General features: G+C 65.6%; 22 protein-coding genes. 15 read left to right on the forward strand and 7 right to left on the reverse strand.

Features of this window, described 5'->3' with window-relative positions; translation table 11 throughout:
* Positions 1-30 precede the first annotated feature (30 nt).
* Positions 31-1,008 (reverse strand): tyrosine recombinase XerC, encoded by a 978-nt coding sequence (locus J4G32_RS12005; protein WP_210493060.1) that lies wholly within the window; start codon positions 1,006-1,008, stop codon positions 31-33.
* Between the two features lie 56 nt (positions 1,009-1,064).
* Between J4G32_RS12005 and J4G32_RS12010 the strand changes: the two genes are divergently transcribed.
* The 7 genes from J4G32_RS12010 to J4G32_RS12040 all read left to right on the forward strand — a co-directional run bounded on the left by J4G32_RS12010 (position 1,065) and on the right by J4G32_RS12040 (position 9,122).
* Positions 1,065-3,227, forward strand: coding sequence for a primosomal protein N' (locus J4G32_RS12010; RefSeq protein ID WP_210493066.1), 2,163 nt, complete (start codon positions 1,065-1,067; stop codon positions 3,225-3,227).
* Between the two features lie 19 nt (positions 3,228-3,246).
* Entirely contained in the window at positions 3,247-3,810 is a 564-nt protein-coding gene (locus J4G32_RS12015) for a histidine phosphatase family protein (RefSeq protein ID WP_210493074.1), read from the forward strand.
* Between the two features lie 220 nt (positions 3,811-4,030).
* The gene (locus J4G32_RS12020; RefSeq protein ID WP_210493075.1) at positions 4,031-4,603 is read left to right on the forward strand and encodes a F0F1 ATP synthase subunit delta; all 573 of its coding nucleotides are present in this window, start codon (positions 4,031-4,033) and stop codon (positions 4,601-4,603) included.
* Complete coding sequence (atpA, locus tag J4G32_RS12025; protein WP_210493081.1) at positions 4,603-6,132, forward strand: F0F1 ATP synthase subunit alpha; 1,530 nt, start codon at positions 4,603-4,605, stop codon at positions 6,130-6,132. Before J4G32_RS12020 ends, atpA begins: the two co-directional genes overlap by 1 nt.
* Positions 6,133-6,185: 53 nt before the next feature.
* Complete coding sequence (locus tag J4G32_RS12030) at positions 6,186-7,058, forward strand: F0F1 ATP synthase subunit gamma (RefSeq protein ID WP_210493083.1); 873 nt, start codon at positions 6,186-6,188, stop codon at positions 7,056-7,058.
* 22 nt (positions 7,059-7,080) lie between these two features.
* Positions 7,081-8,514, forward strand: coding sequence for a F0F1 ATP synthase subunit beta (gene atpD / locus J4G32_RS12035; RefSeq protein ID WP_210493084.1), 1,434 nt, complete (start codon positions 7,081-7,083; stop codon positions 8,512-8,514).
* Between the two features lie 206 nt (positions 8,515-8,720).
* Positions 8,721-9,122 (forward strand): F0F1 ATP synthase subunit epsilon, encoded by a 402-nt coding sequence (locus J4G32_RS12040; protein WP_210493088.1) that lies wholly within the window; start codon positions 8,721-8,723, stop codon positions 9,120-9,122.
* A gap of 106 nt (positions 9,123-9,228) precedes the next feature.
* On the opposite strand, the gene putA is transcribed toward J4G32_RS12040, so the two are convergent.
* Positions 9,229-12,342: a bifunctional proline dehydrogenase/L-glutamate gamma-semialdehyde dehydrogenase PutA gene (gene putA / locus J4G32_RS12045; RefSeq protein ID WP_210493092.1), complete on the reverse strand. Its 3,114-nt coding sequence runs from the start codon at positions 12,340-12,342 to the stop codon at positions 9,229-9,231.
* A 109-nt stretch (positions 12,343-12,451) separates the two neighbouring features.
* On the opposite strand from putA, the gene J4G32_RS12050 reads away from it, so the two are divergent.
* From J4G32_RS12050 to J4G32_RS12065, 4 genes are all read left to right on the forward strand, one after another.
* Positions 12,452-12,913 (forward strand): Lrp/AsnC ligand binding domain-containing protein, encoded by a 462-nt coding sequence (locus tag J4G32_RS12050; protein ID WP_210493096.1) that lies wholly within the window; start codon positions 12,452-12,454, stop codon positions 12,911-12,913.
* Positions 12,914-13,105: 192 nt separating this feature from the next.
* The gene (locus tag J4G32_RS12055) at positions 13,106-14,149 is read left to right on the forward strand and encodes an ABC transporter substrate-binding protein (RefSeq protein ID WP_210493098.1); all 1,044 of its coding nucleotides are present in this window, start codon (positions 13,106-13,108) and stop codon (positions 14,147-14,149) included.
* A gap of 55 nt (positions 14,150-14,204) precedes the next feature.
* On the forward strand, positions 14,205-14,996 hold the full coding sequence (locus J4G32_RS12060) for an ABC transporter ATP-binding protein (protein WP_210493099.1): 792 nt from the start codon (positions 14,205-14,207) through the stop codon (positions 14,994-14,996).
* 1 nt (position 14,997) lies between these two features.
* Positions 14,998-15,771 carry an ABC transporter permease gene (locus J4G32_RS12065; protein WP_210493100.1) on the forward strand — a complete coding sequence of 258 codons (774 nt, stop codon included), beginning with the start codon at positions 14,998-15,000 and terminating at the stop codon, positions 15,769-15,771.
* A 7-nt stretch (positions 15,772-15,778) separates the two neighbouring features.
* On the opposite strand, the gene J4G32_RS12070 is transcribed toward J4G32_RS12065, so the two are convergent.
* The 3 genes from J4G32_RS12070 to J4G32_RS12080 all read right to left on the reverse strand — a co-directional run bounded on the left by J4G32_RS12070 (position 15,779) and on the right by J4G32_RS12080 (position 19,482).
* The gene (locus tag J4G32_RS12070) at positions 15,779-16,921 is read right to left on the reverse strand and encodes a CobW family GTP-binding protein (RefSeq protein ID WP_210493105.1); all 1,143 of its coding nucleotides are present in this window, start codon (positions 16,919-16,921) and stop codon (positions 15,779-15,781) included.
* A 4-nt stretch (positions 16,922-16,925) separates the two neighbouring features.
* Positions 16,926-17,822 carry a DMT family transporter gene (locus J4G32_RS12075; protein WP_210493111.1) on the reverse strand — a complete coding sequence of 299 codons (897 nt, stop codon included), beginning with the start codon at positions 17,820-17,822 and terminating at the stop codon, positions 16,926-16,928.
* Between the two features lie 94 nt (positions 17,823-17,916).
* Positions 17,917-19,482: a D-alanyl-D-alanine carboxypeptidase family protein gene (locus tag J4G32_RS12080; RefSeq protein ID WP_210493116.1), complete on the reverse strand. Its 1,566-nt coding sequence runs from the start codon at positions 19,480-19,482 to the stop codon at positions 17,917-17,919.
* Positions 19,483-19,678: 196 nt separating this feature from the next.
* Between J4G32_RS12080 and J4G32_RS12085 the strand changes: the two genes are divergently transcribed.
* A complete protein-coding gene (locus J4G32_RS12085) occupies positions 19,679-20,581 on the forward strand; it encodes an EamA family transporter (RefSeq protein ID WP_210493121.1) in 903 nt (300 codons plus the stop codon).
* Here the strand turns inward: J4G32_RS12085 and J4G32_RS12090 are convergent.
* The gene (locus J4G32_RS12090) at positions 20,561-20,980 is read right to left on the reverse strand and encodes an NUDIX hydrolase (RefSeq protein ID WP_210493126.1); all 420 of its coding nucleotides are present in this window, start codon (positions 20,978-20,980) and stop codon (positions 20,561-20,563) included. The genes J4G32_RS12085 and J4G32_RS12090 overlap by 21 nt on opposite strands.
* 130 nt (positions 20,981-21,110) lie before the next feature.
* Between J4G32_RS12090 and J4G32_RS12095 the strand changes: the two genes are divergently transcribed.
* Positions 21,111-22,277, forward strand: coding sequence for an acetyl-CoA acetyltransferase (locus J4G32_RS12095; RefSeq protein WP_210493131.1), 1,167 nt, complete (start codon positions 21,111-21,113; stop codon positions 22,275-22,277).
* A 9-nt stretch (positions 22,278-22,286) separates the two neighbouring features.
* Here the strand turns inward: J4G32_RS12095 and J4G32_RS12100 are convergent, their stop codons facing one another.
* Positions 22,287-22,553 carry a BolA family protein gene (locus tag J4G32_RS12100; RefSeq protein WP_210493136.1) on the reverse strand — a complete coding sequence of 89 codons (267 nt, stop codon included), beginning with the start codon at positions 22,551-22,553 and terminating at the stop codon, positions 22,287-22,289.
* Between the two features lie 89 nt (positions 22,554-22,642).
* Here J4G32_RS12100 and J4G32_RS12105 point away from each other — a divergent pair, with 89 nt between their 5' ends.
* Together J4G32_RS12105 and cobS are read left to right on the forward strand one after the other, a co-directional pair.
* Complete coding sequence (locus tag J4G32_RS12105) at positions 22,643-23,272, forward strand: J domain-containing protein (RefSeq protein ID WP_210493145.1); 630 nt, start codon at positions 22,643-22,645, stop codon at positions 23,270-23,272.
* A 123-nt stretch (positions 23,273-23,395) separates the two neighbouring features.
* Positions 23,396-24,382, forward strand: a complete 987-nt coding sequence (gene cobS / locus J4G32_RS12110) for a cobaltochelatase subunit CobS (protein ID WP_210493159.1) — start codon at positions 23,396-23,398, stop codon at positions 24,380-24,382.
* The last annotated feature ends 6 nt before the right edge of the window (positions 24,383-24,388 follow it).

Raw genomic sequence — 24,388 nt, forward strand, 5'->3', positions numbered from 1 at the left:
GCTTCGGGCCTTTCACGCCGTGCGGCCCGCTCAGCGTTTCTGGGCGCGCGGGTGGGCCGAGTCGAAGGCCTCCATCAGGCGCGTCGCGTCGATCTTGGTGTAGAGCTGCGTCGTGGACAGCGAGGCGTGGCCCAGCAGTTCCTGGATGCCCCGCAAGTCCCCGCCGCGGGCAAGAAGATGCGTCGCGAAGGAGTGGCGCAGCGCATGCGGCGTGGCGCTGTCGGGAAGGCCCAGCATGCCGCGCATTTCCTCGACCGCCAGCTGGATGATCCGCGGCGAGAGCGGACCGCCGCGGGCGCCGACGAAGAGCGTCCCCTCCGGTGGAACCGCGTAGGGGCACAGCCGCAAATATTCCTCAACGGCACGCTGGATCGCGGGCATCACCGGTACGCTGCGCATCTTGCCGCCCTTGCCGGTGACGGTCAGCGAATCGGTGCCATGGATCGGCGCATCGCGCCGCTGCAGGCCCAAGGCCTCGGAAATGCGCAGGCCCGCGCCGTAGAGCAGGGACAGGACCGCCGCGTCCCGGGCGACGATCCACGGCTTGCGGTCGCCGCCGGCGCGCAGGTCGGTCTCTGTGACGGCGACTGCCGAGGCGGCCGAGAGCGGCCGCGGCAGATTCTTGTCCATCCGGGGCGTGCGAATCGCCGCGAAGGCGGATGCAGTCCCATGCCCTTCCCGTTCGAGATGGCGGGCGAACGAGCGCAGCGAGGCCAGTTGGCGCATCAGTGATCGACTCTGCACCGCCTCCATGCGGCGCGCGGCGAGAAACGCCCGGATATCCAGCGGCTTGAGGGCGAGGATGGCCGAAACCCCGGCGGGCTCGCCAAGGTGACCGGTCAAAAAGCTCAGGAACTGCCGCAGATCGCGCCCATAGGCCTCCACCGTGTTGGGCGAGAGGCGCCTTTCCTTGGCAAGCGAGGTCAGCCATTGCACGGCCTCGCGACGGGTGTCGGGGGCGCCGGGCATGGCGAGATCGAGGGGAGAGGGCGAATCGTTGCTTGACATGTTCCTGCTTTGTGCAAGGGCAGACAGGATAGCATGGACAGGTTAATCCGAGCCGAATGACACCCCGCATCGCCGATGTCCTCATCCCCCTGGCGCTGGACACGGCCTACAGCTACGCCGTGCCCGACGGCCTTTTGCTCGCCGAGGGCGACGTGGTGCAGGTGCCGCTTGGAACCCGCGAGGTCGTGGGCGTCGTCTGGGCCCTGCGCCCTGGGCCCGGCGGCAACTTCAAGCCGGTGACGGCCCGTGTGGACGCACCGGCCCTGTCGTCGAGCATGCGAAAGTTTCTCGATTGGGTCGCCTGGTACACCCTGGCGCCCAAGGGCTCCGCGCTCGGCATGGGCCTGAAGCTTCCGGATCCCGACCGCGCCGAGATGGTGCGGGTCGGCGTCCGGCTCGCCGGACCTGCCCCTGCACGGATTACGCCGACCCGGCAGCGGGTGCTGGCGGTGGCAGCCGACGGGCTCGTCCGGCTGAAGCGGGACCTCGCGCACGAGGCGGGCGTCAGCACCGGCGTCATCGACGGCCTGGTTGACGAGGGCACCCTCGAGACCGTCGCGCTCAAGCCCGAACCGGCCGCCGAACGTCCCGATCCCGATTATCACCAGACCGGATTGTCCGACGAGCAGCGCGACGCGGCTGCTGCCTTGGTCGGGTTTATGGGGGAGCAGCCGCCGCCCGTCGCCCTGCTCGAAGGCGTGACCGGGTCGGGCAAGACCGAGGTCTATTTCGAGGCGGTGGCCGAGGCGGTTCGGCAGGGACGGCAGGCCCTGATCCTGATGCCGGAAATCGCCCTGACGGCGCAATTTCTCGATCGTTTCACCGCCCGGTTCGGTGTTCGCCCCGCCTCCTGGCATTCCGGCGTGACCGGCCGCAAGCGCGAGCGGATCTATGCGGGCATCGCGTCCGGGGACGTGCAGGTCGTGGCCGGCGCCCGCTCGGCGCTGTTTCTGCCCTATAGCGATCTCGGCCTCATCGTGGTCGATGAGGAACACGAGACCGCCTACAAGCAGGAGGACGGGGTCCATTATCACGCCCGCGACATGGCCGTGGTGCGCGGTCGGATCGAGAACGCAGCCGTGATCCTCGCCTCGGCGACGCCTTCCATCGAAAGTCGGACCAATGTCGAGCGCGGCCGCTACCGGCACGTGCGGCTGCCGGAGCGCTATGGCGGACGACAGATGCCGCAGATCCGCACCATCGATCTCAAGACCGAGACCATTCCGCCAGGGCGCTGGCTGTCTCCGAGCCTCATCACCGCCATGCATGAGACGCTGGGACGCGGCGAGCAGGTGCTGCTGTTCCTCAATCGGCGGGGCTACGCGCCGCTCACCCTCTGCCGCGCCTGCGCTCACCGTTACGAGTGCCCCAATTGCTCCGCCTGGCTCGTGGAGCATCGCTTCCGCCGGTCCCTCGTGTGCCATCATTGCGGTCACGTGGAGCGCACGCCCCAGGCCTGCATTGCCTGCGGCACGGTCGATTCGCTGACCTCCTGCGGACCCGGCGTCGAACGGATCGCCGAGGAGGCGGCCGAGCTTTTCCCGAATCAGCGGCGGATCGTCCTCTCGAGCGATTTCCCTGGCGGCACTGAGCGATTGCGCACCGAACTCGCGGCCATCGCGGCTGGCGAATGCGATATCGTGATCGGCACGCAGCTGGTGGCCAAGGGCCATAACTTCCCGCTCATGACCCTGGTGGGTGTGCTCGACGCCGATATCGGGCTGACCTCCGGGGACCCACGGGCTGCCGAGCGGACCTTCCAGCTGCTGCAGCAGGTCACCGGGCGGGCAGGGCGGGGCGAGAAGCCCGGGCGGGCCCTCGTGCAGACCTGGCAGCCGGCCCATCCGGTCATTGCAGCATTGGCCTCGGGCGAGGCCGAACGGTTCTACGCCGAGGAAACCCGCGTTCGACAACTCGCCGGACTGCCGCCGTTTGGACGGCTCGCCTCCCTCATCGTGTCGGCGGTCGACCGGGAGGCGGCGGAACTGCATGCCCGCGCGATGGCCAAGGTCGCGGAGCCTTCGGCGGGGATCACGGTCCTGGGCCCGGCCGAGGCGCCGCTGGCACTCATTCGCGGGCGGTACCGCTACCGGCTCCTGGTCAAGACCGACCGCGAGGTCGACCTTCAGGCCTATCTGCGCGCGTGGCTGGCACGCTGCCCGAAACCGCGCGGCAGCGTCCGGATCGCCATCGACGTGGATCCGCAGAGCTTCCTCTAGATCAGCCAGAGAGTTTTCGATGAAAAAGGTCGTCCATTGCATCCGCCACGGGCAATCCACCTTCAACGCGCAATTCGAGGCCGCGGGCGGGGTCGATCCGCTCCATTTCGATGCCGTTCTGTCGCCGCTTGGCGAACAGCAGGTCGCGGCGGCTGCCGTTGCCCTGCGCGCGATCGACTATGAGCTCATCGTCACGTCCCCGCTGACGCGGGCGCTGCAGACCACGCTGGGGCTGCTCGGCGACCACCCGTCGCGGCAGCGGATCAGGGTCGAGTGCCTTCATCGGGAGCACCTCGCCAATAGCTGCGATGTCGGGCGCGCCCCGGCCCTGCTCGCCGAAGCCTTCCCCGGCCTCGCCTTTTCGCATCTGGATGAGACCTGGTGGCATCGGGACGGGGAGGCGGATGCGCGGGGTATCGTCGTCGAGCCCGACAGCGTCCTGACAGCGCGCGTCGCGGCGTTCAGGCAGTGGCTGACGGAGCGTCCGGAGCGCCTGATCGCGGTGGTCGGACACGGGACCTTCTTCTCGCACCTGACGGGGCGTCATCTGCAAAATTGCGAGATCGCCACGCTTGAACTCTGACACGTTGCCTGCCTGCGAGGTCATTTGCCGGAGAAACAGCGGCCGCGCGGGGCCGGGATCGCCTTGCGCCTCGGAAAAACCCATGCTAGTGCACCCCCGCTTGGCGGGCGTAGAGACACCTGCCCGGGCTCATTTCCACCGATCGACGGGTTTCCCCGCGGCCTTTTCGTGAAGGCGCTGCAGGTCTGAAATCCGTCAAGCCTTGAGAGAGACGATTCAAGTGGCGCAAAGCGGTTCCCAAGAAGGACCTCTCCTGTCGGGTGTAGCGTTGCGCTATGCCTCGGCGCTGTTCGAAGTCGCTCAGGAAGCGAATTCCATCGATGCCGTCGCGGCCGATCTCGCCCGGCTCGGCCGGATGATCGATGACAGCGACGATTTCCGCCGCCTGATCCGCAGCCCGGCCTTCACGGTCGAGCAGCAGGTGCAGGCTGTCGGCGCGATCCTCGACAAGGCCGAGATTTCGGGCCTTGCGGGAAAATTCATCCGCCTCGTCGCCAGCAAGCGCCGGCTCTTCGTGCTGCCAGACATGATCCGCGCCTTCCGCGATCTTGTCGCGACCTCGAAGGGCATCGTACGCGCTCACGTGACGCTGGCCGAACAGCCTTCCGACACGGTCATGTCCGAAATCAAGGCGGCGTTGCGCGACGTCGCCAAGTCTGACGTTTCACTGGACGTCAGAATCGACCCGAGCCTCATCGGTGGTCTCATCGTCAAGATGGGCTCCCGCATGGTGGATGCCTCGGTGCGCACCAAACTCAATTCCATTCGTCTAGCGATGAAAGAGGTCCACTGATGGACATTCGAGCCGCTGAGATCTCCGCGATCCTCAAAGAGCAGATCAAGAACTTCGGCACCGAGGCCGAGGTCACCGAGGTAGGACAAGTCCTGTCCGTTGGCGACGGCATCGCCCGCTGCTACGGCCTCGACAATGTCCAGGCCGGCGAGATGGTCCAGTTCGAGAGTGGCGTGCAGGGCATGGCGCTGAACCTCGAGACCGACAACGTCGGTATCGTGATCTTCGGCTCCGATCGTGAGATCGCCGAAGGCCAGACCGTCAAGCGCACGGGCACCATCGTGGACGTGCCGGTCGGCAAGGGGCTTCTCGGCCGCGTCGTCGACGCGCTCGGCAACCCCATCGACGGCAAGGGCCCGATCGTGGCCACCGAGCGTCGCCTCGTCGACGTCAAGGCTCCGGGCATCATTCCCCGCAAGTCCGTGCACGAGCCGATGGCGACCGGCCTCAAGTCGATCGACGCCCTGATCCCGGTCGGCCGCGGCCAGCGCGAGCTGATCATCGGTGACCGTCAGACCGGCAAGACCGCGATCGCGCTCGACACGATCCTGAACCAGAAGGCCCTCAACCAGGGCACCGACGAATCGCAGAAACTGTATTGCGTCTATGTGGCGATCGGCCAGAAGCGCTCGACGGTGGCTCAGTTCGTGAAGGTTCTCGAAGAGAACGGCGCGCTGGAATATTCCATCATCGTGGCGGCGACCGCGTCCGACCCGGCCCCGATGCAGTATCTGGCGCCCTTCGCCGGCTGCGCCATGGGCGAGTATTTCCGCGACAACGGCATGCATGCCGTGATCACCTATGACGATCTGTCCAAGCAGGCCGTGGCCTATCGCCAGATGTCGCTTCTCCTGCGCCGCCCGCCCGGCCGCGAAGCCTATCCGGGCGACGTGTTCTATCTTCACTCGCGCCTGCTCGAGCGTGCTGCAAAGCTCAACGATTCCGAGGGCTCGGGTTCGCTCACCGCGTTGCCGGTCATCGAGACCCAGGCCAACGACGTGTCGGCCTACATTCCCACCAACGTGATCTCGATCACCGACGGTCAGATCTTCCTTGAGACCGACCTGTTCTACCAGGGCATCCGCCCGGCCGTGAACGTCGGCCTGTCGGTGTCGCGCGTGGGTTCTGCGGCGCAGACCAAGGCGATGAAGAAGGTCGCGGGCAAGATCAAGGGCGAGCTCGCGCAGTACCGTGAAATGGCGGCCTTCGCGCAGTTCGGCTCGGATCTCGACGCCACCACGCAGCGCCTCCTGAACCGCGGCGCCCGGCTCACCGAACTCCTGAAGCAGCCGCAATTCTCGCCGCTGAAGATGGAAGAGCAGGTGGCCGTGATCTATGCCGGCGTGAACGGTTATCTCGATGGCCTGCCCGTCAACCGGGTGCGCGCCTTCGAAGATGGATTGCTGTCGCTGGTGCGGGGCAAGCACGTCGAGATCCTGGACTCGATCCGGACCTCGAAGGATCTTTCGAGCGAGACGGAAGCCAAGCTCAAGGACGTCGTGCAGAACTACACCAAGTCTTTCTCTTAAAGACTCCGTTCTCGTTTCATCGAACCGGGTCACCGGAGAGGTAGGGCTGCTCGATGCCGAGCTTGAAAGACCTTCGCAACCGTATCGCCTCGGTCAAGGCGACGCAGAAGATCACCAAGGCCATGCAGATGGTGGCCGCCGCAAAGCTGCGCCGCGCGCAGACTGCGGCGGAAGCGGCGCGGCCTTATGCCGAACGCATGGCGGTGGTTCTCGGCAACATCGCGTCCGGTGTGACGATGGGGCCGGAGACGCCCCGTCTGCTTGCCGGCACGGGCTCCGATCGCGTGCACCTTCTGGTCGTGTGCACGGCCGAACGCGGGTTGTGCGGAGCGTTCAATTCCTCGATCGCTCGTCTGGCGCGCGATCACGCCAACCGGCTGATGGCCGATGGCAAGACCGTCAAGATGATCTGCGTCGGCAAGAAGGGCTATGATGTCCTGCGTCGCCAGTTCTCCGAGCAGATCATCGACCTCATCGACCTGCGCTCCGTCCGCCAGCTCGGCTTCGAGCAGGGCGACATGATCGCCCAGAAGGTCCTGGCGCTCTATGATCAGGGCGAATTCGACGTTGCGACGCTGTTCTATTCGCGCTTCCGCTCCGTCATCGCCCAGATCCCGACCGCGCAGCAGATCATTCCGGCGCAGATCGAGGCGCAGGGCGTCGCGGCCGATTCGGTCTACGATTACGAGCCTGACGAGGGCGAGATCCTGGCCACGCTCCTGCCGCGCAATCTGACCATTCAGATCTTCCGCGCGCTTCTGGAAAACGCCGCCTCCGAACAGGGCGCCCGCATGAGCGCCATGGACAATGCCACCCGCAATGCGGGCGAGATGATCAAGAAGCAGACGATGACCTACAACCGGTCGCGTCAGGCGATGATCACCAAGGAACTGATCGAAATCATTTCGGGCGCCGAGGCGCTCTGACGACACCCGAGAGGAGCCACCCATGGCCAATATCGCCAACAAGCCCACCGGCAAGATCACGCAGGTCATCGGCGCCGTCGTCGACGTGAAGTTCGAAGGCCACCTGCCTGAGATCCTGAATGCGCTCGAGACCACGAACCAGGGCAATCGCCTGGTCCTCGAAGTCGCCCAGCAGCTCGGTGAAAGCACCGTTCGCTGCATCTCGATGGACACCTCCGAGGGCCTCGTGCGCGGACAGGACGTCACCGATACTGGCGCGCCGATCTCGGTGCCCGTCGGTGCGGGGACGCTGGGCCGCATCATGAACGTCATCGGCGAGCCGGTCGACGAGGCAGGTCCGATCCCGTCGGAAGGCATGCGTTCGATCCATCAGCCGGCTCCCTCCTATGCCGAGCAGTCGACCGAGGGCCAGATCCTCGTCACCGGCATCAAGGTGGTCGACCTTCTCGCGCCCTACGCCAAGGGCGGCAAGATCGGCCTGTTCGGCGGCGCCGGCGTCGGCAAGACCGTTCTGATCATGGAGCTCATCAACAACGTCGCGAAGGCGCACGGCGGCTATTCCGTGTTCGCCGGCGTCGGTGAGCGCACCCGCGAGGGCAACGACCTCTATCACGAGATGATCGAGTCCGGCGTGAACAAGCTGGGCGGCGGCGAAGGCTCCAAATGCGCCCTTGTCTACGGCCAGATGAACGAGCCCCCGGGTGCCCGCGCCCGCGTCGCGCTCACCGGCCTGACGGTTGCCGAGAACTTCCGTGACCAGGGTCAGGACGTGCTGTTCTTCGTGGACAACATCTTCCGCTTTACCCAGGCCGGTTCCGAAGTGTCGGCCCTTCTCGGCCGCATTCCCTCGGCGGTGGGTTATCAGCCCACGCTCGCGACCGACATGGGCGCGCTGCAGGAGCGCATCACCACCACGACCAAGGGGTCGATCACCTCGGTGCAGGCCATCTACGTGCCGGCCGACGACTTGACCGATCCGGCGCCTGCCGCCTCCTTCGCGCACCTTGACGCAACGACCGTTCTGTCGCGCTCGATCGCCGAAAAGGGCATCTACCCGGCGGTGGACCCGCTGGACTCGACCTCGCGCATGCTCTCGGCCGCCATCCTCGGCGAGGAGCACTACAACACCGCTCGCGAGGTCCAGCAGATTCTCCAGCGCTACAAGTCGCTCCAGGACATCATCGCCATTCTGGGAATGGACGAGCTGTCGGAAGAGGACAAGATGACGGTCAACCGCGCCCGCAAGATCGAGCGCTTCCTGAGCCAGCCGTTCTTCGTCGCCGAAGTGTTTACCGGTTCCCCCGGCAAGCTCGTGGCGCTCGAAGACACCATCAAGGGCTTCAAGGGCCTGGTGGAAGGCAAGTACGACCACCTCCCCGAAGCCGCCTTCTACATGGTCGGCAGTATCGAGGAAGCAGTCGAAAAGGCTCAGCGTCTCGCCAGCGAAGCGGCCTGAGGCTATCGATCGGTCCGGGTCGCCTTCAAGCGGGCCGGACCTCTCGCGACGAGAGCGTCCCGAACATCTGCCGCGCCCAGAAAGCGGAGGCGGCGTCCGGGACGGTTATTTGACCGCATGATCGGATGGCGAAGGTTTCGCCACCAACGTGCTCCAGAGTTCACATCCGGCGCGGCTGCGCGCCGGAGAGGATGACGAGAAGCGCCATGGCCAATTTCAATTTCGAGCTTGTCTCGCCGGAAAGCGTGCTGTTTTCCGGCATGGTCGATGCGGTGATTCTGCCGGCCACCGAGGGCGAGATGACCGTGCTTGCGGGCCACGCGCCCACGATGACGACGCTCAAGACCGGCTTTCTGGTGATCACCGACAGCCCCGGAAACGGCAAGCGCATCCTGATCCGCGGCGGGTTCGCCGACATCAATCCGACCGGACTGACCGTGCTGGCCGAGCGTGCGCTACCGGCAGAAGAGCTGACCCAGGAGATCCTCGACAAGGAAATCCTGCATGCGCAGATGGTCTACGACGCCACCAACGACCCCGTCGCCAAGCATGCGGCCGAATCCGCCGTCGTGCAGTTGGAAGACGCGAAGGTGGCCTTGAGCTACTGAAAGGGCCTGCCTTCGGGGCAAGCCGTTTCCAAGTGATGAGTCCAAACCCGGCCATGCGCCGGGTTTTCTCGTTTTTGAACCGTCCGTCTGCTCGCCAGTCTAGCGATCACTCGCCCATGGCGATGAGATTGGCGTTGCCGCCGGCCGCGGCCGTGTTGATCGTCACCGTCTGTTCCGTGGCGAAGCGCGGCAGGTAGTGGGGGCCGCCCGCCTTCGGGCCGGTGCCGGACAGGCCGTGGCCACCGAAGGGCTGCACGCCGACGACCGCCCCGATCATGTTCCGGTTGACGTACACATTGCCGACCGACAGCCGTTCAATCACCCGGTCAACGGTGGAATCGATGCGCGAGTGGACGCCGAGGGTCAGGCCGTAGCCGGTGGCATCGATGGCCTCAAGGACCGCGCCGAGATCGCCAGCCTTGAAGCGCGTCACATGCAGGATCGGGCCAAACACCTCCTCGGTCAGCGCGGCGGGGCTGTCGATCTCGAAGATATGGGGCGCCACGTAGGTCCCGCCTGTCGGCGCCGTCCCCGCATAATGGACCTTGGCGCTGCGGGTCATCGCAGCCACATGCGCGTCGAGCCTGTCCTTGGCCTCCTGGTCAATCACCGGGCCCACCTGGGTGGCGATCTCCCGCGGATCGCCGATCTTCAGCTCGCGGGCATTGCCGGCGATCATGGCAATCATCCGGTCGGCCACATCCTCCTGCACGCAGAGCAGCCTGAGCGCCGAGCAACGCTGGCCGGCGGAACGGAACGCCGAGGTGATCACGTCATCTGCCACCTGCTCGGGCAAGGCCGTCGCGTCGACGATCATCGCATTGATGCCGCCTGTCTCGGCGATCAGCGGCACGATCGGCCCGTTCTTGGCCGCAAGGCTTCGGTTGATGAGACGCGCCACCTCGGTCGAGCCGGTAAACACGACGCCCGCCACAGCGGGGTGTTCCACAAGGCGCGCGCCGACCCGACCATCTCCGGGAAGGAGGTGAAGGGCGGTGGAGGGCACGCCAGCCTCGTGGAGCAGGCGGACGGCCTCGGCTGCAATGAGCGGCGTCTGTTCGGCCGGTTTGGCCACCACCGCATTTCCGGCCATGAGGGCCGCGGAGATCTGGCCCATGAAGATGGCGAGCGGAAAATTCCACGGCGAGATCGCCACGAAGACGCCCCTTCCGCGCAGACGCAGACTATTGCTCTCGCCGGTGGGACCCGGCATCGGCTCCCCGGTGCCGAAATGCTTTCGGCCTTCACCCGCATAATAGCGGCAGAAATCGATCGCCTCGCGCACCTCCGAGAGGGCATCGTCGAGGGTCTTGCCGGCCTCCGCCTGGAGCAGGTGCAGGAAGATCCCGCGCCGGGCCTCGAGAAGATCGGCCGTCCGCGTCAGGGCGGCCGCTCGCACATGGGCGTTGGTCCGGTTCCAGCCGGCAAAGCCGGCCTGCGCCGCCTTCATCGCCTGGTCCGCCTGATCAGGCGTTGCCTCGACGACCGTGCCAACGGTGATCGCCGCAGCGATCGGGCTTGTCACGGCGCGCGCCGATCCGGTGAGGTTGGCGCCATCGACGACAGGTGCGGCCGCAAAGGAGCGGCCCGAGGCCGCCTTCACATCCTCCATCAGCGCGGCGAGGGCGCGACGGTCGCCGAATTCCACCCCCTTCGAATTGGCGCGGTCGGGCCCGTACAGGTCGCGCGGCAGCGGCAGGCGCGGGTGGCGCGCCCGCTCGGGCGAACCGATGATGTCGGCAGGCCGCTTCAACAGGGCTTGAATCGGCACCGCGTCATCGGCTGCCACCGACACGAAGGAGGAGTTGGCGCCGTTCTCGAGGAGCCGGCGGACGAGATAGGCGAGCAGGTCCTTGTGGCCGCCCACCGGCGCATAGATCCGGCAAGCGAGATCAGGGTTGTCCTCGCGCAGCCGGGTGTAGAGGGCCTCGCCCATGCCGTGCAGCAACTGGAACTCGTACCCGTCCGTCCCGCCCGCGCGCTCGATGATCGACGCCACGGTCAGGGCGTTGTGGGTGGCAAATTGCGGATAGATCCGCGGCCGCATTCCCAGCAGCTTCTCGGCGCACATGAGATAGTTGAGGTCCGTCATCGCCTTGCGGGTGAAGACCGGATAATCGTCGAGCCCCCGTTCCTGGGCGCGCTTCACCTCGGTGTCCCAATAGGCGCCCTTCACAAGCCGCACCATGAGCCGCCGGTCGTAGCGCTCGGCCAGGGCGCCGATGGCGTCGATGACGGCCGGAGCGCGCTTCTGATAGCCCTGGATGGCAAGGCCGAACCCGATCCAGTCGGAAAGGGATGGATCGGCCATCACCGCCTCGATCACGTCCATGGACAATTCGAGGCGGTCGGCCTCTTCGGCATCGATGGTGAATTTCAGGTCGTAGGACTTGGCCTTCTGGGCCAGCGCGACGACCAGCGGCACGAGTTCGCGCATGACGCGCTCGCGGCTCGTGGCCTCGTAGCGGGGATGAAGCGCCGACAGCTTGACCGAGATGCCCGGACGGTTCGGCAAGGCCTCGTTGCCGCCCGATGCGCCGATGGCGTCGATGGCGGCTGCGTACGAGTCGAAATAGCGCTTTGCATCGTCGGCTGTGCGGGCCCCCTCGCCCAGCATGTCGAACGAGTAGCGGTAGTGGCGCGCTTTGCCGGAGCCGGCGCGTTTGAGCGCTTCCTCGATGGTCTGGCCGAGCACGAAATGGTTGCCCATGACCCGCATCGCCTGCCGCGTCGCCGTACGAACCGCGGGCGTGCCGAGGCGCTTGGTGAGCTGACGCAGGATTCCCTCGGGGGTCTCGCCGGGCTGGATGATCCGGGCCGTGATGCCAAGTGCCCAGGCCGAGGCCGAGACCAGGAAGGCGTCGGATTTGGACTCGTGGGCGGCGAAATCCGCCTGGCCGATCTTGTCCTCGATGAGCCGGTCGGCGGTGGCCGCATCGGGCACCCGCAGGAGGGCCTCGGCCAGCACCATGAGGGCCAGCCCCTCCTTGGTGGAGAGCGCGTATTCCCGCAGCATCTCCTCGACGCCCCCCAGCCCGGAGCCCTTGGCCCGAATCGCCTCGATCAGGCGGGTCGCATGGGCATCCACCCGCTGTTCCCGTTCTGGCGACAGCTGGGCCTGCGGCAACAGGCGGGCCGCGATCGTGGCGTCGTCCTCTGCGTAGGGCGGGCTGAACGGCTGAGGGCGGGCATCGGGACGTGGCGAAAGGGTCGGGGTCATGGCAGGCTCCGGTGATGCCCCACTATAAGCGTCAAGGAGCCGCGTTTCGATGGCATTATGGCGCAATCTCCCTTAGAAAATCCGGACAATATCTGTAAAGGCCGCTGATATGGCGAATATCGACCGGATCGACCGCAGGATTCTGAAGGAACTCCAGGCCGACGGGCGGATCAGCAATGTGGATCTGGCCGACAAGATCGGGCTCTCGCCCACCTCCACGGGCGAGCGGATGAAGCGTCTTCAAAGAGACGGTTACATCGCGGGCTTCGGGGCGCGCCTCGACCCCCACAAGCTCGGCCTCGAACTGCTCGTCTTCGTCGAGGTCTCCCTCGATAAGACGACGCCGGACGTGTTTGAGAAATTCGCCGCAGCGGTCCGCCGCGCGCCGGAGGTCCTCGAATGCCACATGGTGGCGGGCGGCTTCGATTATCTCGTCAAGACCCGGGTCGCCGACATGAGCGCCTATCGAGCCTTCCTCGGCGAGATTCTTCTGGCGCTTCCCGGCGTCAAGGAGACCCGCACCTACGCGGTGATGGAGGAGGTCAAGAACGATGGCGCTTTGCCGGTCTAGCCGGCCTGCTCAAATCCGCGACATCTGCCGGTTCGGACGTCACTGTGCCTTGACGCGTCGCCGGGATCTGCTGGCATGATGCCGGAAAACCGGGACCGCGGGCGAAACGCGCGGCTGGCATGAAGATTGCTTCGTCATTGACAATGCCCGGTCCGCGCGCGGACCGGCACCGAGGGAAGAGGGTTCTGGCCAATGCGTTTTGATCGTTCGACGAGGGCTGCCGCCGCCTGTGCGGCCATCTTGGCAGGCGCTGCGGCGCTGTTCCTGTCCGCCGGCGCGCAGGCGCAGACGCCCGTCCGCTTCAGCCTCGACTGGCGCTGGGAAGGCCCGGCCGCCCCCTTCGCGGTCGCCCTCGATAAAGGGTACTTCAAGGCCGAAGGCCTCGACGTGACGATCGATCCGGCGGCGGGCTCTCGCGAGCCGATCTCCCGGGTTGCCTCCGGCACCTATGATGCGGGCTTCGGGGACGTCAATTCGCTGGTGCGGTTCCGCGACGAGAATCCCGGCACCGACATCAAGGCCGTGATGGTGATCTACGATCGCCCGCCCTTCGCCTTGATCGGCCGCAAGAGCCGCGGCATCAGCACCGATGTGGCGAGCCTGCAGGGCAAGAAGTTCGGAGCGCCCGTGGCCGATGGGGCGTTTGCCCAATGGCCGATCTTCAAGTCGGTCAACAAAATCGACGATTCCACCATGAAGTTCGAGAATGTCGGCTTCCCGGTACGCGAGCCGATGCTCGCCCAGGGCGACGTGGATGCGGTGTTCGGCTTCTCGATGTCGTCCTACATCAACCTGAAATCCCGGGGCGTTCCCGCCGAGGATATCGTGGTCTTGCTGATGAGCGATTACGGCGTCGATCTCTATGGAAACACGATCATCGTGTCGGAGAAATTCGCCAAGGAAAAGCCCGAGGCCGTGAAGGGGCTTCTGCGGGCGATCATGAAGGGCGTGCAGGACACCATCAAGGACCCGTCGGCAGCTGTCGATTCCATCATCAAGCGCAACGATGTGGCCAAGAAGGATGTGGAACTCGAGCGGCTCAAGATGGTGCTCGACCAGAACATCCTCACGCCGTGGGTCAAGGCCAACGGCTTCGGCGGCATCGCCAAGGACCGGTTCGCCCAGTCCCTCGACCAGATCGGGCTGACCTTCACCTACAAGAAGAAGCCCGCGGTCGAGGAGGTGTTCACCGAAGAATTCCTCCCGCCCGCCGAACAGCGCAAGGTCTCTCCCTAGCGTCATCACCCCTCGCGCGCCGCTGTCGACCCCAGCGCAGAAACGGAGCCTTCGCGTGGCGGCTTTCGTCGAGATCCAGGACGTCACCCATGTCTACGCGCGCGCGGAAGATGGGGCTCCGGCTGTCGCGCATCTGAACCTCAAGGTCATGGAGGGGGAGTTCGCCGCCATCGTCGGACCGTCGGGCTGCGGCAAGTCCACCCTGATGAAGCTGGCGACAGGGCTGCAATTTCCCCGCGAGGGCACCGTCATCGTGGGTGGTCGTGAGGTGGGAGCGCCGGTCAAGCTCGCCGGCATGGCGTTTCAGAATCCGACCATGCTGCCCTGGCGCACCACCCTCGACAACATCCTGCTGCCGCTGGAAATCGTCGAGCCGCACCGGTCGCGCCTGCGACGACACAAGGCCGAATATGTGGACAAGGCCGAGCGTCTGCTCGCCTCGGTCGGGCTCAAGGGGCAGGGCGACAAGTTCCCGTGGCAATTGTCCGGCGGCATGCAGCAGCGCGCTTCCCTGTGTCGGGCACTGATCCACGAGCCCAAGCTGTTGATGCTGGACGAGCCCTTTGGCGCGCTCGACACCTTCACGCGCGAGGAATTGTGGTGCGTCATGCGGGATCTGCATGCGGCCCAAAAGGTCACCATCATTCTCGTCACGCACGATCTGCGCGAGGCGGCGTTCCTGGCCGATCGGATCTTCTGCATGAGCAGCAGGCCGGGTCGGATCGTGGCGGAGCGCGAAGTGGACTTTCCACGGCCGCGCGAACTCGACATCACCTACACACCGCCCTTTTCCGCGCTGGTGCAGGATTTGCGCGCCCATATCGCGCAAGCCCGGGCCGGAGGCTGACATGGCACTGAGCACGAAACGCAAGCTTGCCCTTGCGCCCTGGGTCTTCACGTTTGCGTTCTTCGCCGCCTGGGAAATCGTCTGCCGGGCCTTCGGGGTGTCCAGTTTCGTGCTGCCCGCGCCCTCCACCATCGCCATGGCGATCTGGGAATACCGCACGCAGCTTGCCTATCACGCCGTGTTCACCCTGTGGATGACGCTGGCCGGCTTTGGCATGGCGGTAGCGTTCGGCCTTGGGCTCGGAATGGTGCTGGGATCGTCACGGCTGATCAATGCCGGCACCTATCCGCTTCTCGTGGGCTTCAACGCCATCCCCAAGGTCGCGGTCGTGCCGATCCTCGTGTTCTGGTTCGGCGTCGGCTGGGTGCCGCCGGTGATGACGGCGTTCCTGATTTCGTTCTTCCCCATCGTGGTCAACGTGGCGACCGGCATCTCGACCGTCGAGCCGGAGATGGAGGACGTGCTGCGGGCGCTGGGCGCCTCGAAGCGCGACATCGTCTTCAAGGTCGGGCTGCCGCGCGCGATGCCCTATTTCTTCGGCTCGCTGAAGGTCGCCATCACCCTGGCCTATGTGGGCTCGGTGATCGGCGAACAGAACGCCTCGAATGTCGGCATCGGCAATCTGCTCACCCGCGCGTCTGCCGCGTTCGAGGTGCCGCTCGTCTGGGCGGCGCTTGTGGTGCTGGCGGTTCTGGGCGTCATCATGTACGCCGCGACCGCGTCCGTGGAGCGCGCGATGACGGGGTGGGCGCAACGCTCCGAAATGGCGAATTAGAGCGCCGCTAGCGCCGCAGCGAGAGAGGACTGTCGGACAGCGCCGCGGCGTCCGGCTGATCGATGCCGGGTGCGCCGATGAAGGCATTCCAGAGTTTTTCGACCGGCTCGCGGGCAAGGTCCTGCACGATGAACACGACCCGGCTGCGGCGATCCTCGCTCGGCCAGCGCGGCAGCACCGCCGGGACATGGATGACGTGCTGGACGCCGTGAATCACGACGGGGTGCTCGGGGTCCTCGGCGATTGCCACCAGACCCTTCACCCGCAGCAGCTTCGCGCCTTGCGACGAACGCAGGAAATCGAGGAACGTGTCGAGCGCACCCTGTCGGATCGGCCGCTCGCTGGTGAGGCAGAAGGCATGAATGCCGGCATCATGCCGGTTCACGTCGTGATGATGATGATGGCCCCCATGCCCGTGCGCGTGATGGCCGTGCTGGTGCGCGTGGTGCCTCTGTTCGGCCTCCTCGACCGCCTCCGCGCTGAGCCAGTCACGCACATCCGCGATCTTGCCGTCGAGGCCGAACAGGCCGCCGGCGACGATCGCCTCGACGGGTGCATCCGCGCTCAGGATCCGCGCGCCGGGATTGAGCGCCTGCAGTCGGTCGCGCAGGCGAGCAAGATCGGCCTTGTCCGCGAGGAGGTCCGCTTTCGCGATGACGATCCGTTCGGCCACCGCCGCCTGTCGGACGGCCTCGCGATGGGCGTCCAGCGTGCGCTCTCCGTTGACCGCATCGACCACGGTAACGACGCCCTCGACCGCATACCGCATCGACAGATAGGGATGGTACAGGACCGCGTGCAAAATCGGCGCCGGATCGGCAAGGCCCGTGGTTTCGATGATGACGCGGCGGAACGGCGCAATGCGGCCATTGTCGCGCTTGCGCAGGAGATCCTCGAGCGTCGAAATCAGGTCGCCCCGCACGGTGCAGCACAGGCACCCGGCGGACAGCAGAATCATCCCGTCGTCGACCGTCTCCACCAGCAGATGGTCGAGACCGATCTCGCCGAATTCGTTGATGATGACGACGGTGTCGTGCATCGCCGGGTCCTGCACCAGCCGGTTGAGCAGCGTCGTCTTTCCCGCCCCCAGAAACCCGGTGAGGATTGTCAGCGGAATGGGCGGCAGCGGGCCGGCGGGGCGGTCGGACATCGGTTCAATCCGTTGGAACAAGAGGCGCGGCGGGACGCCGCTCCGAGATGATATTGGTGACGATGGCGCAAAGCACGAGGGAGCCCCCGAGGATTTGTACCGGTGTCAGCGTCTCGGCGAGCACGAGGGTCGAGGCGACAGCCGAGACGACGGGCTCGATGCAATAGGCGATCCCGGCCGTCGCCGCCGAAAGGCGGCCCAGAGCGGCGACCTGCAACAGGAATCCCAACAGATATCCGCCGATGGTCATGGCCACCGCCAGCGGAGCAAAGGCCAACATGCGCGGCGACACGAGGCTGTCGGTGAGCATGCCGACGGCAAGCGCTGTCGGCAGCACGATCAGGTGGACCCAGAACACCTTGGCGACGATGGGGGTCTTGCGGCAGCGGGCGGCGGCGAAGAACTGCGTGGCGGTCGCGGCGGCCGCCGCCAGCGCCAACGCCAGACCCCGCCAATCGAGATGATCGAACGCGGGCCCCACCACCATCACAACGCCCAGCAGGGCCAGCGCCACGACGCCCAGCAGGCGGGCGGTCAGCGGCGTACCCTCCACAAGCGGGCTGGCAAGCACGATCAGCGAGGGATAGGCATAGAACAGCACGGCCGCGACGGTGACGGGAATAAAGGCCACCGACGACAGGTAGCAGAGCCCTACCGCGGCCGTCGACAAGCCCAGCACCAGGACGATGCCGCGTTCGCCCTCCGCGACCTTCATCCGGCTCTTCGCCACGACTGACGCGGCCGAGATCAGCACGAGCATCAGCAGGACCCGGTAGACCACGAGCGCAGGCCCCGGCACGCCGGCCAGCGACGCCGCCCCGGCATAGACAATGTTCAGGCCATAGAGGCTCGCAGAAGCAAGCGCGAGCAGGAGGCCATGTGAGGCGAATGAGGAGAACATGCGGCGACCACGGTGGAGCCCACCGTTCGCCTGCTTCCAGCGCGATTGCAAGGTCCCTGCCGCCGGTTCCGGTCCCGGGGGCTTGGTCCAGCGTCTATTCGACGGTGGTTTTGGGCTTTGCCGGAACGGCAGCTTTCTTCGGCTTGGCCTTGGGGTCGGTGACTGGCGCGGCCTTGCCTGCCTGTGCCGGATCCTTCGCCGGGGCCGGATCCTTCACGGCGGCATTCCTGGCCGGCGCCGCTTTGGCAGGGCTCGCCGTGTCAGTCGAGGTCTTGGCCGCTGGGGTCTTGGCCGCCGAAGTCTTGTCTCCCGAAGTCTTGTCTCCCGAAGTCTTGTCCCCCGAAGTCTTGGCAGCGGGCGCTGCGGCCTGCCCGGCGACAGGCTTCACGCTGATGACGGCCCGGGCCTTGCCTTTGGACGCGGCCGGCTTGTCGTCCGCAGCATCGTCGGTCGCCACCGCCTCCACAGCGGACTTGTCCTTCTTGCCCTTGCTCTTTGCGGCTTTTTCCTGCGCGGCCTTGAGTTTCTGGGCCTTGGCGTCCTTCGCCTTGAGGGCCGCCTCTTCCTTGGCGGCCTCGGCCGCGAGATCGCGTTCGGAGGGTGGGTTCAGGCCGACCCAGACGAGCTCCGGCTGGACGGCCGAGCGCGGTCCCAGGCTCGTGCGCAGGGGTTGGGCTCCACCGGCAAAAGCGAGCATGTCGGACGAGAAGAGATTCGGAACCCCGCCATTGTCCCCGGCAAGCGTTGTCGGGCTGTCCTCTTCCTTGGGCATCGGGCCACGCCGGTCGCAGATGACCGAGCGCATGTCAGGCGGGGAGGTGGCGTTGGAGGCGGGCAGGGCGGCAAGCGTCGGGCTCGTCCAGCCGGCCTGGTTGTTGAAGCCCCGGTCGAACAATTCGGCAGCCTTCATGGTCCGCTCGTTCGCCGAGGGCGCGCCCATCACCACGGTGATGAGATGGCGTCCGTTGCGGGTGGCGCTCGCCACCACGTTGAAGCCGGCCGAGCAGATGAAGCCGGTCTTCATGCCGTCGGCGCCCGGATAGCGTCCGATGAGCCCGTTGGTGTTGCGCATGATGCGGCGGCCGTACTGGATCGCCCCGATATGGAACAGCTCTTGGTAGGCGGGAAATTCCGTCAAAAGGGCGCGGGCGAGGATCGCCATGTCGCGCGCCGTGGTCTGGTTGCGCTCGTCCGGCAGCCCGTGCGGATTGGCGAAGTGACTGTCGCGCATGCCCAGCCGGACCGCGTTGCTGTTCATGAGGTCTGCAAAGCCTTCGATGGAGCCGCCGAGATTCTCGGCAATCGTGGCTGCGACGTCATTGGCCGACTTCACCATCAGGATCTTGAGGGCGTTGTCGAGGCGGACCTGGGTGCCAGGCTTGAAGCCCATCTTGGAAGGCGGTTGGGCGGCTGCGCTGTCCGAGACGGTGAGCAGGGTCTCGAGGCTCGCCTGATTGGTGCGGATGAAGTCCAGCGCCACGTACGTGGTCATCAGCTTGGTGATGGAGGCCGGAAACCACGGGTCGGTCGCGCGCTCCGCATGGAGCACCTTGCCTGATTCAAGTTCGACCACCAGCGCCGGCCCACCTGCAAGCGCCGTTGCGCTGGTGAAGGCGGCGATGGCGAACGCTACAAGACGAACGGCTCGATTGGCGCTCATGCGACACGGCTCCAAAGTCAAAACAGCGGAAAAAGGGGAGTGCGCCGCAGCGGCCCCGCTTGTCTTGTCGAGGCATTTTTAGTCCCGGACCGCCGATTTGACTAGGCCGGGAGAGCATTTTCGCCTCTAACCTCCTCCCTGTCTGAAGATTCCATGGCAAGAGCATGGCAAGAGTTGCGCGAATTGAAGATCGACCATGAGCCTCTCCCTCCTCTGGATCCCCGTCACGCTCGTGGCCGCGGCCGCTCAGACCGCCCGGAATGCGACGCAGCGCCGCCTGACTGAGACAATCGGAACGGTCGGCGCCACCCAGGTCCGGTTTCTCTACGGTTTCCCCTTCGCGCTCTTGTCGCTCGCGCTTTTGCGCCTGATCGGCGGAGAGATCCTGCCCGCGGTCAATCCGGAATTCTTCGCCTATGTGCTGGCGGGCGCCGTCTCGCAGATCCTGGCCACCGGCTTGATGCTGTCGGCCATGCGACAGCGCTCCTTCGGGGTCGTGACGGCCTACACCAAGACCGAGCCGGTCCAGGTGGCGCTCTTCGGCCTTGTCCTTCTGGGCGACCACATCACGCCCCAGATCGCCATGGCGATCGTCATCGCAACTGCCGGCGTGCTGGTGATGTCCATCAAGCCCGGCACGGACCTCAAGCATGCGGGCCTGCGCCCGATGATCTTCGGCATTGCGTCCGGGGCCTTTTTCGCACTGGCGGCCATCGGCTTCAGGGGGGCGATCCTGTCGCTCGACCAGGGTTCGTCCGTCATGCGGGCGACGACGACGCTCGCCTGGGGCCTGGGTCTCCAGACTGCCATCCTCGTCGCCTGGCTTGGCGTTTTCGACCGCAGGGCCCTTCTGGCAAGCTTCGGTGCCTGGCGGCCGTCGCTGGGCGCGGGCTTTCTCGGCGCGCTGGCGTCCCAGTTCTGGTTCATCGGCTTTGCGCTCACCACCGCCGCCAATGTGCGCACCCTGGCCCTCGTCGAGGTCGTGATGGCCCAGCTCGTGTCACAGCGTTTCATGGGGCACGTGACCACGCGGCGGGAGCTGGCCGGCATGGTGCTCATCATCCTCGGAGTCGGGCTCCTATTGCTCGGTCAGCGCTGACGTTTCGTCATTGATCGCCCGGGCCAGGGGCAGGATGCTGTCGCGCGTCAAGGCGGCGAGCGGAACGTCCCCCGGCGCGGACGGGTCGAGCCACAGGGACTCGGCGATTTCGCCCTTGCAGGAGATCCGGCCTGTCACCGCGACGGCATAAACGGCCGCCCGGACACGACGTCCCGGTTCATGGGCGGCCTCAGCTTCGCAGAGGCCCAATGGCCGGGCCGAGCCTGGCAGGATGCCGCAACCGAGTTCCTCGTCGAGTTCCCGCGCCAGCGCCGTGAGATCGTCCTCGCCCGGATCCCGCTTGCCGCCCGGCTGCATGAAGACGTGCGTCCCGGCCTTCCGGACCAGCAGCACATGGCCCCTCTCATCCCGGATCAGCCCCACCACAACCTCGATCATGCGGATGGCTCCTTCGAACGGCAGTTTGAGAAAAATCAAACGCTTGTTAGAGAGGCTCCTCGACCGCGCCGCCCTTGCTGGCTTGGTAAAATAACCCCATCTTGCGTTCAACGCCTTATCGGAGATCGCCATGACAGCCTGCATCGTCGGTTGGGCCCATACGCCCTTCGGGAAACACGACACGGAGACGGTCGAAAGCCTGATCGTGCGGGTCACGAATGAGGCCCTCGCGCATGCGGGCATCGGGGCGGAAGATGTGGACGAGGTCGTCCTCGGCCATTTCAACGGCGGTTTCTCGGCGCAGGACTTCACCGCCTCCCTGGTCTTCCAGGCCAGCGACAAATTCCGCTTCAAGCCGGCGACCCGGGTCGAGAATGCCTGCGCGACGGGATCGGCGGCGGTTCACCAGGCGATCAAGAGCATCGAGGCCAAGCGCGCCAGGACGGTGCTGGTCGTCGGCGTCGAGCAAATGACGACGACGCCGGGTCCGGAGATCGGCAACATCCTGCTGAAAGCCTCCTACCTCCCCGAGGATGGTGACACCAAGGGCGGGTTTGCCGGCGTATTCGGCCAGATCGCCGGCCAGTATTTCCAGCGCTACGGCGATCAGTCCGATGCGTTGGCGCTGATCGCCGCCAAGAACCACAAGAACGGCGTCGACAATCCCTACGCCCAGATGCGCAAGGATCTGGGCTACGATTTCTGCCGCGCGGAGAGCGACAAGAATCCATTCGTGGCCGGCCCCCTGAAGCGCACCGATTGCTCGCTCGTCTCGGATGGAGCGGCAGCCCTGGTGCTGGCCGATACGGAGACGGCGCTTCGCATGCGCCGCGCCGTGGCCTTCCGGGCGACCGCTCACGCGCAGGATTTTCTGCCGATGTCGAAGCGTGACATCGTCCATTTCGAGGGTTGCACCGAAGCCTGGCAGCGCGCGCTGACCCAGGCTGGCATCACGCTGGACGACCTGTCTTTTGTCGAAACCCACGATTGCTTCACCATCGCCGAATTGATCGAATATGAGGCGATGGGTCTGACGCCGCGCGGCGAGGGGGCTCGTGCCGTTAAGGAAGGGTGGACCAACCGGGACGGCAAATTGCCGGTCAACCCGTCCGGCGGCCTGAAGGCCAAGGGGCATCCGATCGGCGCCACCGGCGTCTCCATGCATGTGCTCTCGGCCATGCAGCTCTGCGAGGAGGCCGGCGGGATCCAGGTGAAGAGCCCGGTTCTGGGCGGGATCTTCAATATGGGCGGGGCAGCGGTCGCCAATTACGTGAGCGTGCTCGAACGGATCAAGTGAGGTCTTGGCCTATTCGCCGGGTCCCTTCGCGTCGATGGCGAGCGCGTGGAGGCCCCGGTCGAAGGCGCCTGCCAGCGTCTCGTTGACGAGGCGGTGACGCTGCAGCCTGCTCTTGCCGGTGAAGGCATCGGACACGATATGGATACGAATATGCGTTTGAACGCCTTCCCGAAAGCCGCCGTGTCCGCGATGCTGTTCTGATTCGTCGATGACGTCGAGGCGCGTGGGTTGCAGGCTTTGCTGCAGCATTTGGGTGATCCAGTCGGACAGTGTCATGGTCTCAAGGTTCCCTTTTCTATCCGGTCTGCGGCCAAAAGCGCTCGGGCCTTGGCTCTTTGCCTCAAGCCACTCATAATCGCCAGGTCATGAATCTCAACTCGCCCTTCTTCAACCGGATCCGAATCAAGCCCGCTCGCGACGAGCCGCGGGAAACCACCGGTCCGGTCTGCGACCACCCCGCGTGCAATCTGGCCGGGGAATTCCGCGCGCCCAAGGGCCGGGATGCGGAGGGCAAGTACTGGCAGTTCTGCCTCAATCACGTGCGCGAGTACAACGCCTCCTACAATTACTTCGCGGGCATGTCCGACAACGCCGTGGTGGCGTTCCAGAAAGACGCGGTGATCGGTCACCGGCCGACGTGGGCCATGGGCGTCAACCCCACGAGCAAGGCCGCCCAGGACGGGTCGCCGCACCTCCCGCGCGAATGGGCCTATAGCGATCCGCTGGGTGTGCTCCATGGGAAGGACTTCACGCAGGCTCGCTTTCGGCCCGCTCCCGCCCAGCCCAAGCGTCCTCGCTACACGGGAGCGGCCAAGCGCGCGCTGGACGTTCTCGGCCTCGACGAGACCGCCGACGGCCCCGCCATCAAGGCGCAATACAAGCTGCTGGTGAAGCGCTTCCATCCCGATGCCAATGGCGGCGACCGGTCCTTCGAGGAACGGCTCCGCGACATCATCAAGGCGCATGATGTGCTCAAGACCGCCGGGATGACCTGAAAAAAAGCCCCGCGAGACAGTCCTGGAATGCGCCAATGAGGTTTGCGCCCTCCGGGTGAGGTTGTTAAGACACCCTCAGCGCTTGTGACAATCCGACAAAAACCGACCGAGAGGCCCGAGATCATGGCAAGTACCGAACCCGCGACCCTTTTGCCCGACATGAAGGTGTCCGTGCGGCAAGTCTTCGGAATCGACTCGGATCTGGATGTTCCTGCCTTCTCGTCCAGCGACGAGCACGTGCCGGATCTCGATCCGGATTACCTGTTCGATCGCGAGACGACCCTTGCCATCCTGGCGGGCTTTGCGCGCAACCGCCGCGTCATGATCACCGGCTACCACGGCACCGGCAAGTCGACCCATATCGAGCAGGTGGCGGCGCGGCTGAACTGGCCCTGCGTGCGCGTCAACCTCGACAGCCATGTCTCACGCATCGATCTGGTCGGCAAGGACGCCATCGTGCTGCAGGACGGCAAGCAGATCACGGCCTTCCAGGATGGCATCCTGCCCTGGGCTTTGCAGAACAACGTGGCGCTGGTCTTCGACGAATACGACGCCGGCCGCCCGGACGTGATGTTCGTGATCCAGCGCGTGCTCGAACAGGCCGGCAAGCTGACGCTTCTCGATCAGAAGCGGGTGATCCGGCCGCATCCCGCCTTCCGGCTGTTCTCCACCGCCAACACCGTCGGCCTCGGCGATACGTCGGGCCTCTACCATGGCACCCAGCAGATCAACCAGGGTCAGATGGACCGCTGGTCGATCGTCACGACCCTCAACTACCTGCCGCACGACAAGGAAGTCGATATCGTCCTGTCCAAGGCGAAGCACTATCAGGAAGACCCGAACGGGCGCGACATCGTCAACAAGATGGTGCGGGTGGCCGATCTCACCCGCAGCGCCTTCATGAACGGCGATCTCTCCACCGTCATGAGCCCGCGCACGGTCATCACCTGGGCCGAGAACGCCGAGATTTTCGGCGAGACGGGCTTCGCGTTCCGCGTCACGTTCCTCAACAAGTGCGATGAACTCGAGCGGGCGCTCGTGGCTGAATTCTACCAGCGTTCGTTCGGCAAGGAACTGCCCGAGAGCTCCGTGAACATCGCCCTGTCGTAAGGATCT

Source organism: Microvirga antarctica, assembly GCF_017921815.1.
In the GTDB taxonomy this organism is placed as follows: domain Bacteria; phylum Pseudomonadota; class Alphaproteobacteria; order Rhizobiales; family Beijerinckiaceae; genus Microvirga; species Microvirga antarctica.

What these genes read in the sequence shown, in the direction of transcription:
- putA (WP_210493092.1), bottom strand. Translation starts at nt 12,342, where the DNA reads ATGACCCCGACCCTTTCGCCACGTCCCGATGCCCGCCCTCAGCCGTTC.
- J4G32_RS12065 (WP_210493100.1), top strand. Translation starts at nt 14,998, where the DNA reads ATGGCACTGAGCACGAAACGCAAGCTTGCCCTTGCGCCCTGGGTCTTC.
- J4G32_RS12040 (WP_210493088.1), top strand. Translation starts at nt 8,721, where the DNA reads ATGGCCAATTTCAATTTCGAGCTTGTCTCGCCGGAAAGCGTGCTGTTT.
- J4G32_RS12105 (WP_210493145.1), top strand. Translation starts at nt 22,643, where the DNA reads ATGAATCTCAACTCGCCCTTCTTCAACCGGATCCGAATCAAGCCCGCT.
- J4G32_RS12085 (WP_210493121.1), top strand. Translation starts at nt 19,679, where the DNA reads ATGAGCCTCTCCCTCCTCTGGATCCCCGTCACGCTCGTGGCCGCGGCC.
- atpA (WP_210493081.1), top strand. Translation starts at nt 4,603, where the DNA reads ATGGACATTCGAGCCGCTGAGATCTCCGCGATCCTCAAAGAGCAGATC.
- J4G32_RS12010 (WP_210493066.1), top strand. Translation starts at nt 1,065, where the DNA reads ATGACACCCCGCATCGCCGATGTCCTCATCCCCCTGGCGCTGGACACG.
- atpD (WP_210493084.1), top strand. Translation starts at nt 7,081, where the DNA reads ATGGCCAATATCGCCAACAAGCCCACCGGCAAGATCACGCAGGTCATC.
- J4G32_RS12100 (WP_210493136.1), bottom strand. Translation starts at nt 22,553, where the DNA reads ATGACACTGTCCGACTGGATCACCCAAATGCTGCAGCAAAGCCTGCAA.
- J4G32_RS12055 (WP_210493098.1), top strand. Translation starts at nt 13,106, where the DNA reads ATGCGTTTTGATCGTTCGACGAGGGCTGCCGCCGCCTGTGCGGCCATC.
- J4G32_RS12095 (WP_210493131.1), top strand. Translation starts at nt 21,111, where the DNA reads ATGACAGCCTGCATCGTCGGTTGGGCCCATACGCCCTTCGGGAAACAC.
- J4G32_RS12015 (WP_210493074.1), top strand. Translation starts at nt 3,247, where the DNA reads ATGAAAAAGGTCGTCCATTGCATCCGCCACGGGCAATCCACCTTCAAC.
- J4G32_RS12090 (WP_210493126.1), bottom strand. Translation starts at nt 20,980, where the DNA reads ATGATCGAGGTTGTGGTGGGGCTGATCCGGGATGAGAGGGGCCATGTG.
- J4G32_RS12075 (WP_210493111.1), bottom strand. Translation starts at nt 17,822, where the DNA reads ATGTTCTCCTCATTCGCCTCACATGGCCTCCTGCTCGCGCTTGCTTCT.
- J4G32_RS12080 (WP_210493116.1), bottom strand. Translation starts at nt 19,482, where the DNA reads ATGAGCGCCAATCGAGCCGTTCGTCTTGTAGCGTTCGCCATCGCCGCC.
- J4G32_RS12070 (WP_210493105.1), bottom strand. Translation starts at nt 16,921, where the DNA reads ATGTCCGACCGCCCCGCCGGCCCGCTGCCGCCCATTCCGCTGACAATC.
- J4G32_RS12030 (WP_210493083.1), top strand. Translation starts at nt 6,186, where the DNA reads ATGCCGAGCTTGAAAGACCTTCGCAACCGTATCGCCTCGGTCAAGGCG.
- J4G32_RS12050 (WP_210493096.1), top strand. Translation starts at nt 12,452, where the DNA reads ATGGCGAATATCGACCGGATCGACCGCAGGATTCTGAAGGAACTCCAG.
- cobS (WP_210493159.1), top strand. Translation starts at nt 23,396, where the DNA reads ATGGCAAGTACCGAACCCGCGACCCTTTTGCCCGACATGAAGGTGTCC.
- J4G32_RS12005 (WP_210493060.1), bottom strand. Translation starts at nt 1,008, where the DNA reads ATGTCAAGCAACGATTCGCCCTCTCCCCTCGATCTCGCCATGCCCGGC.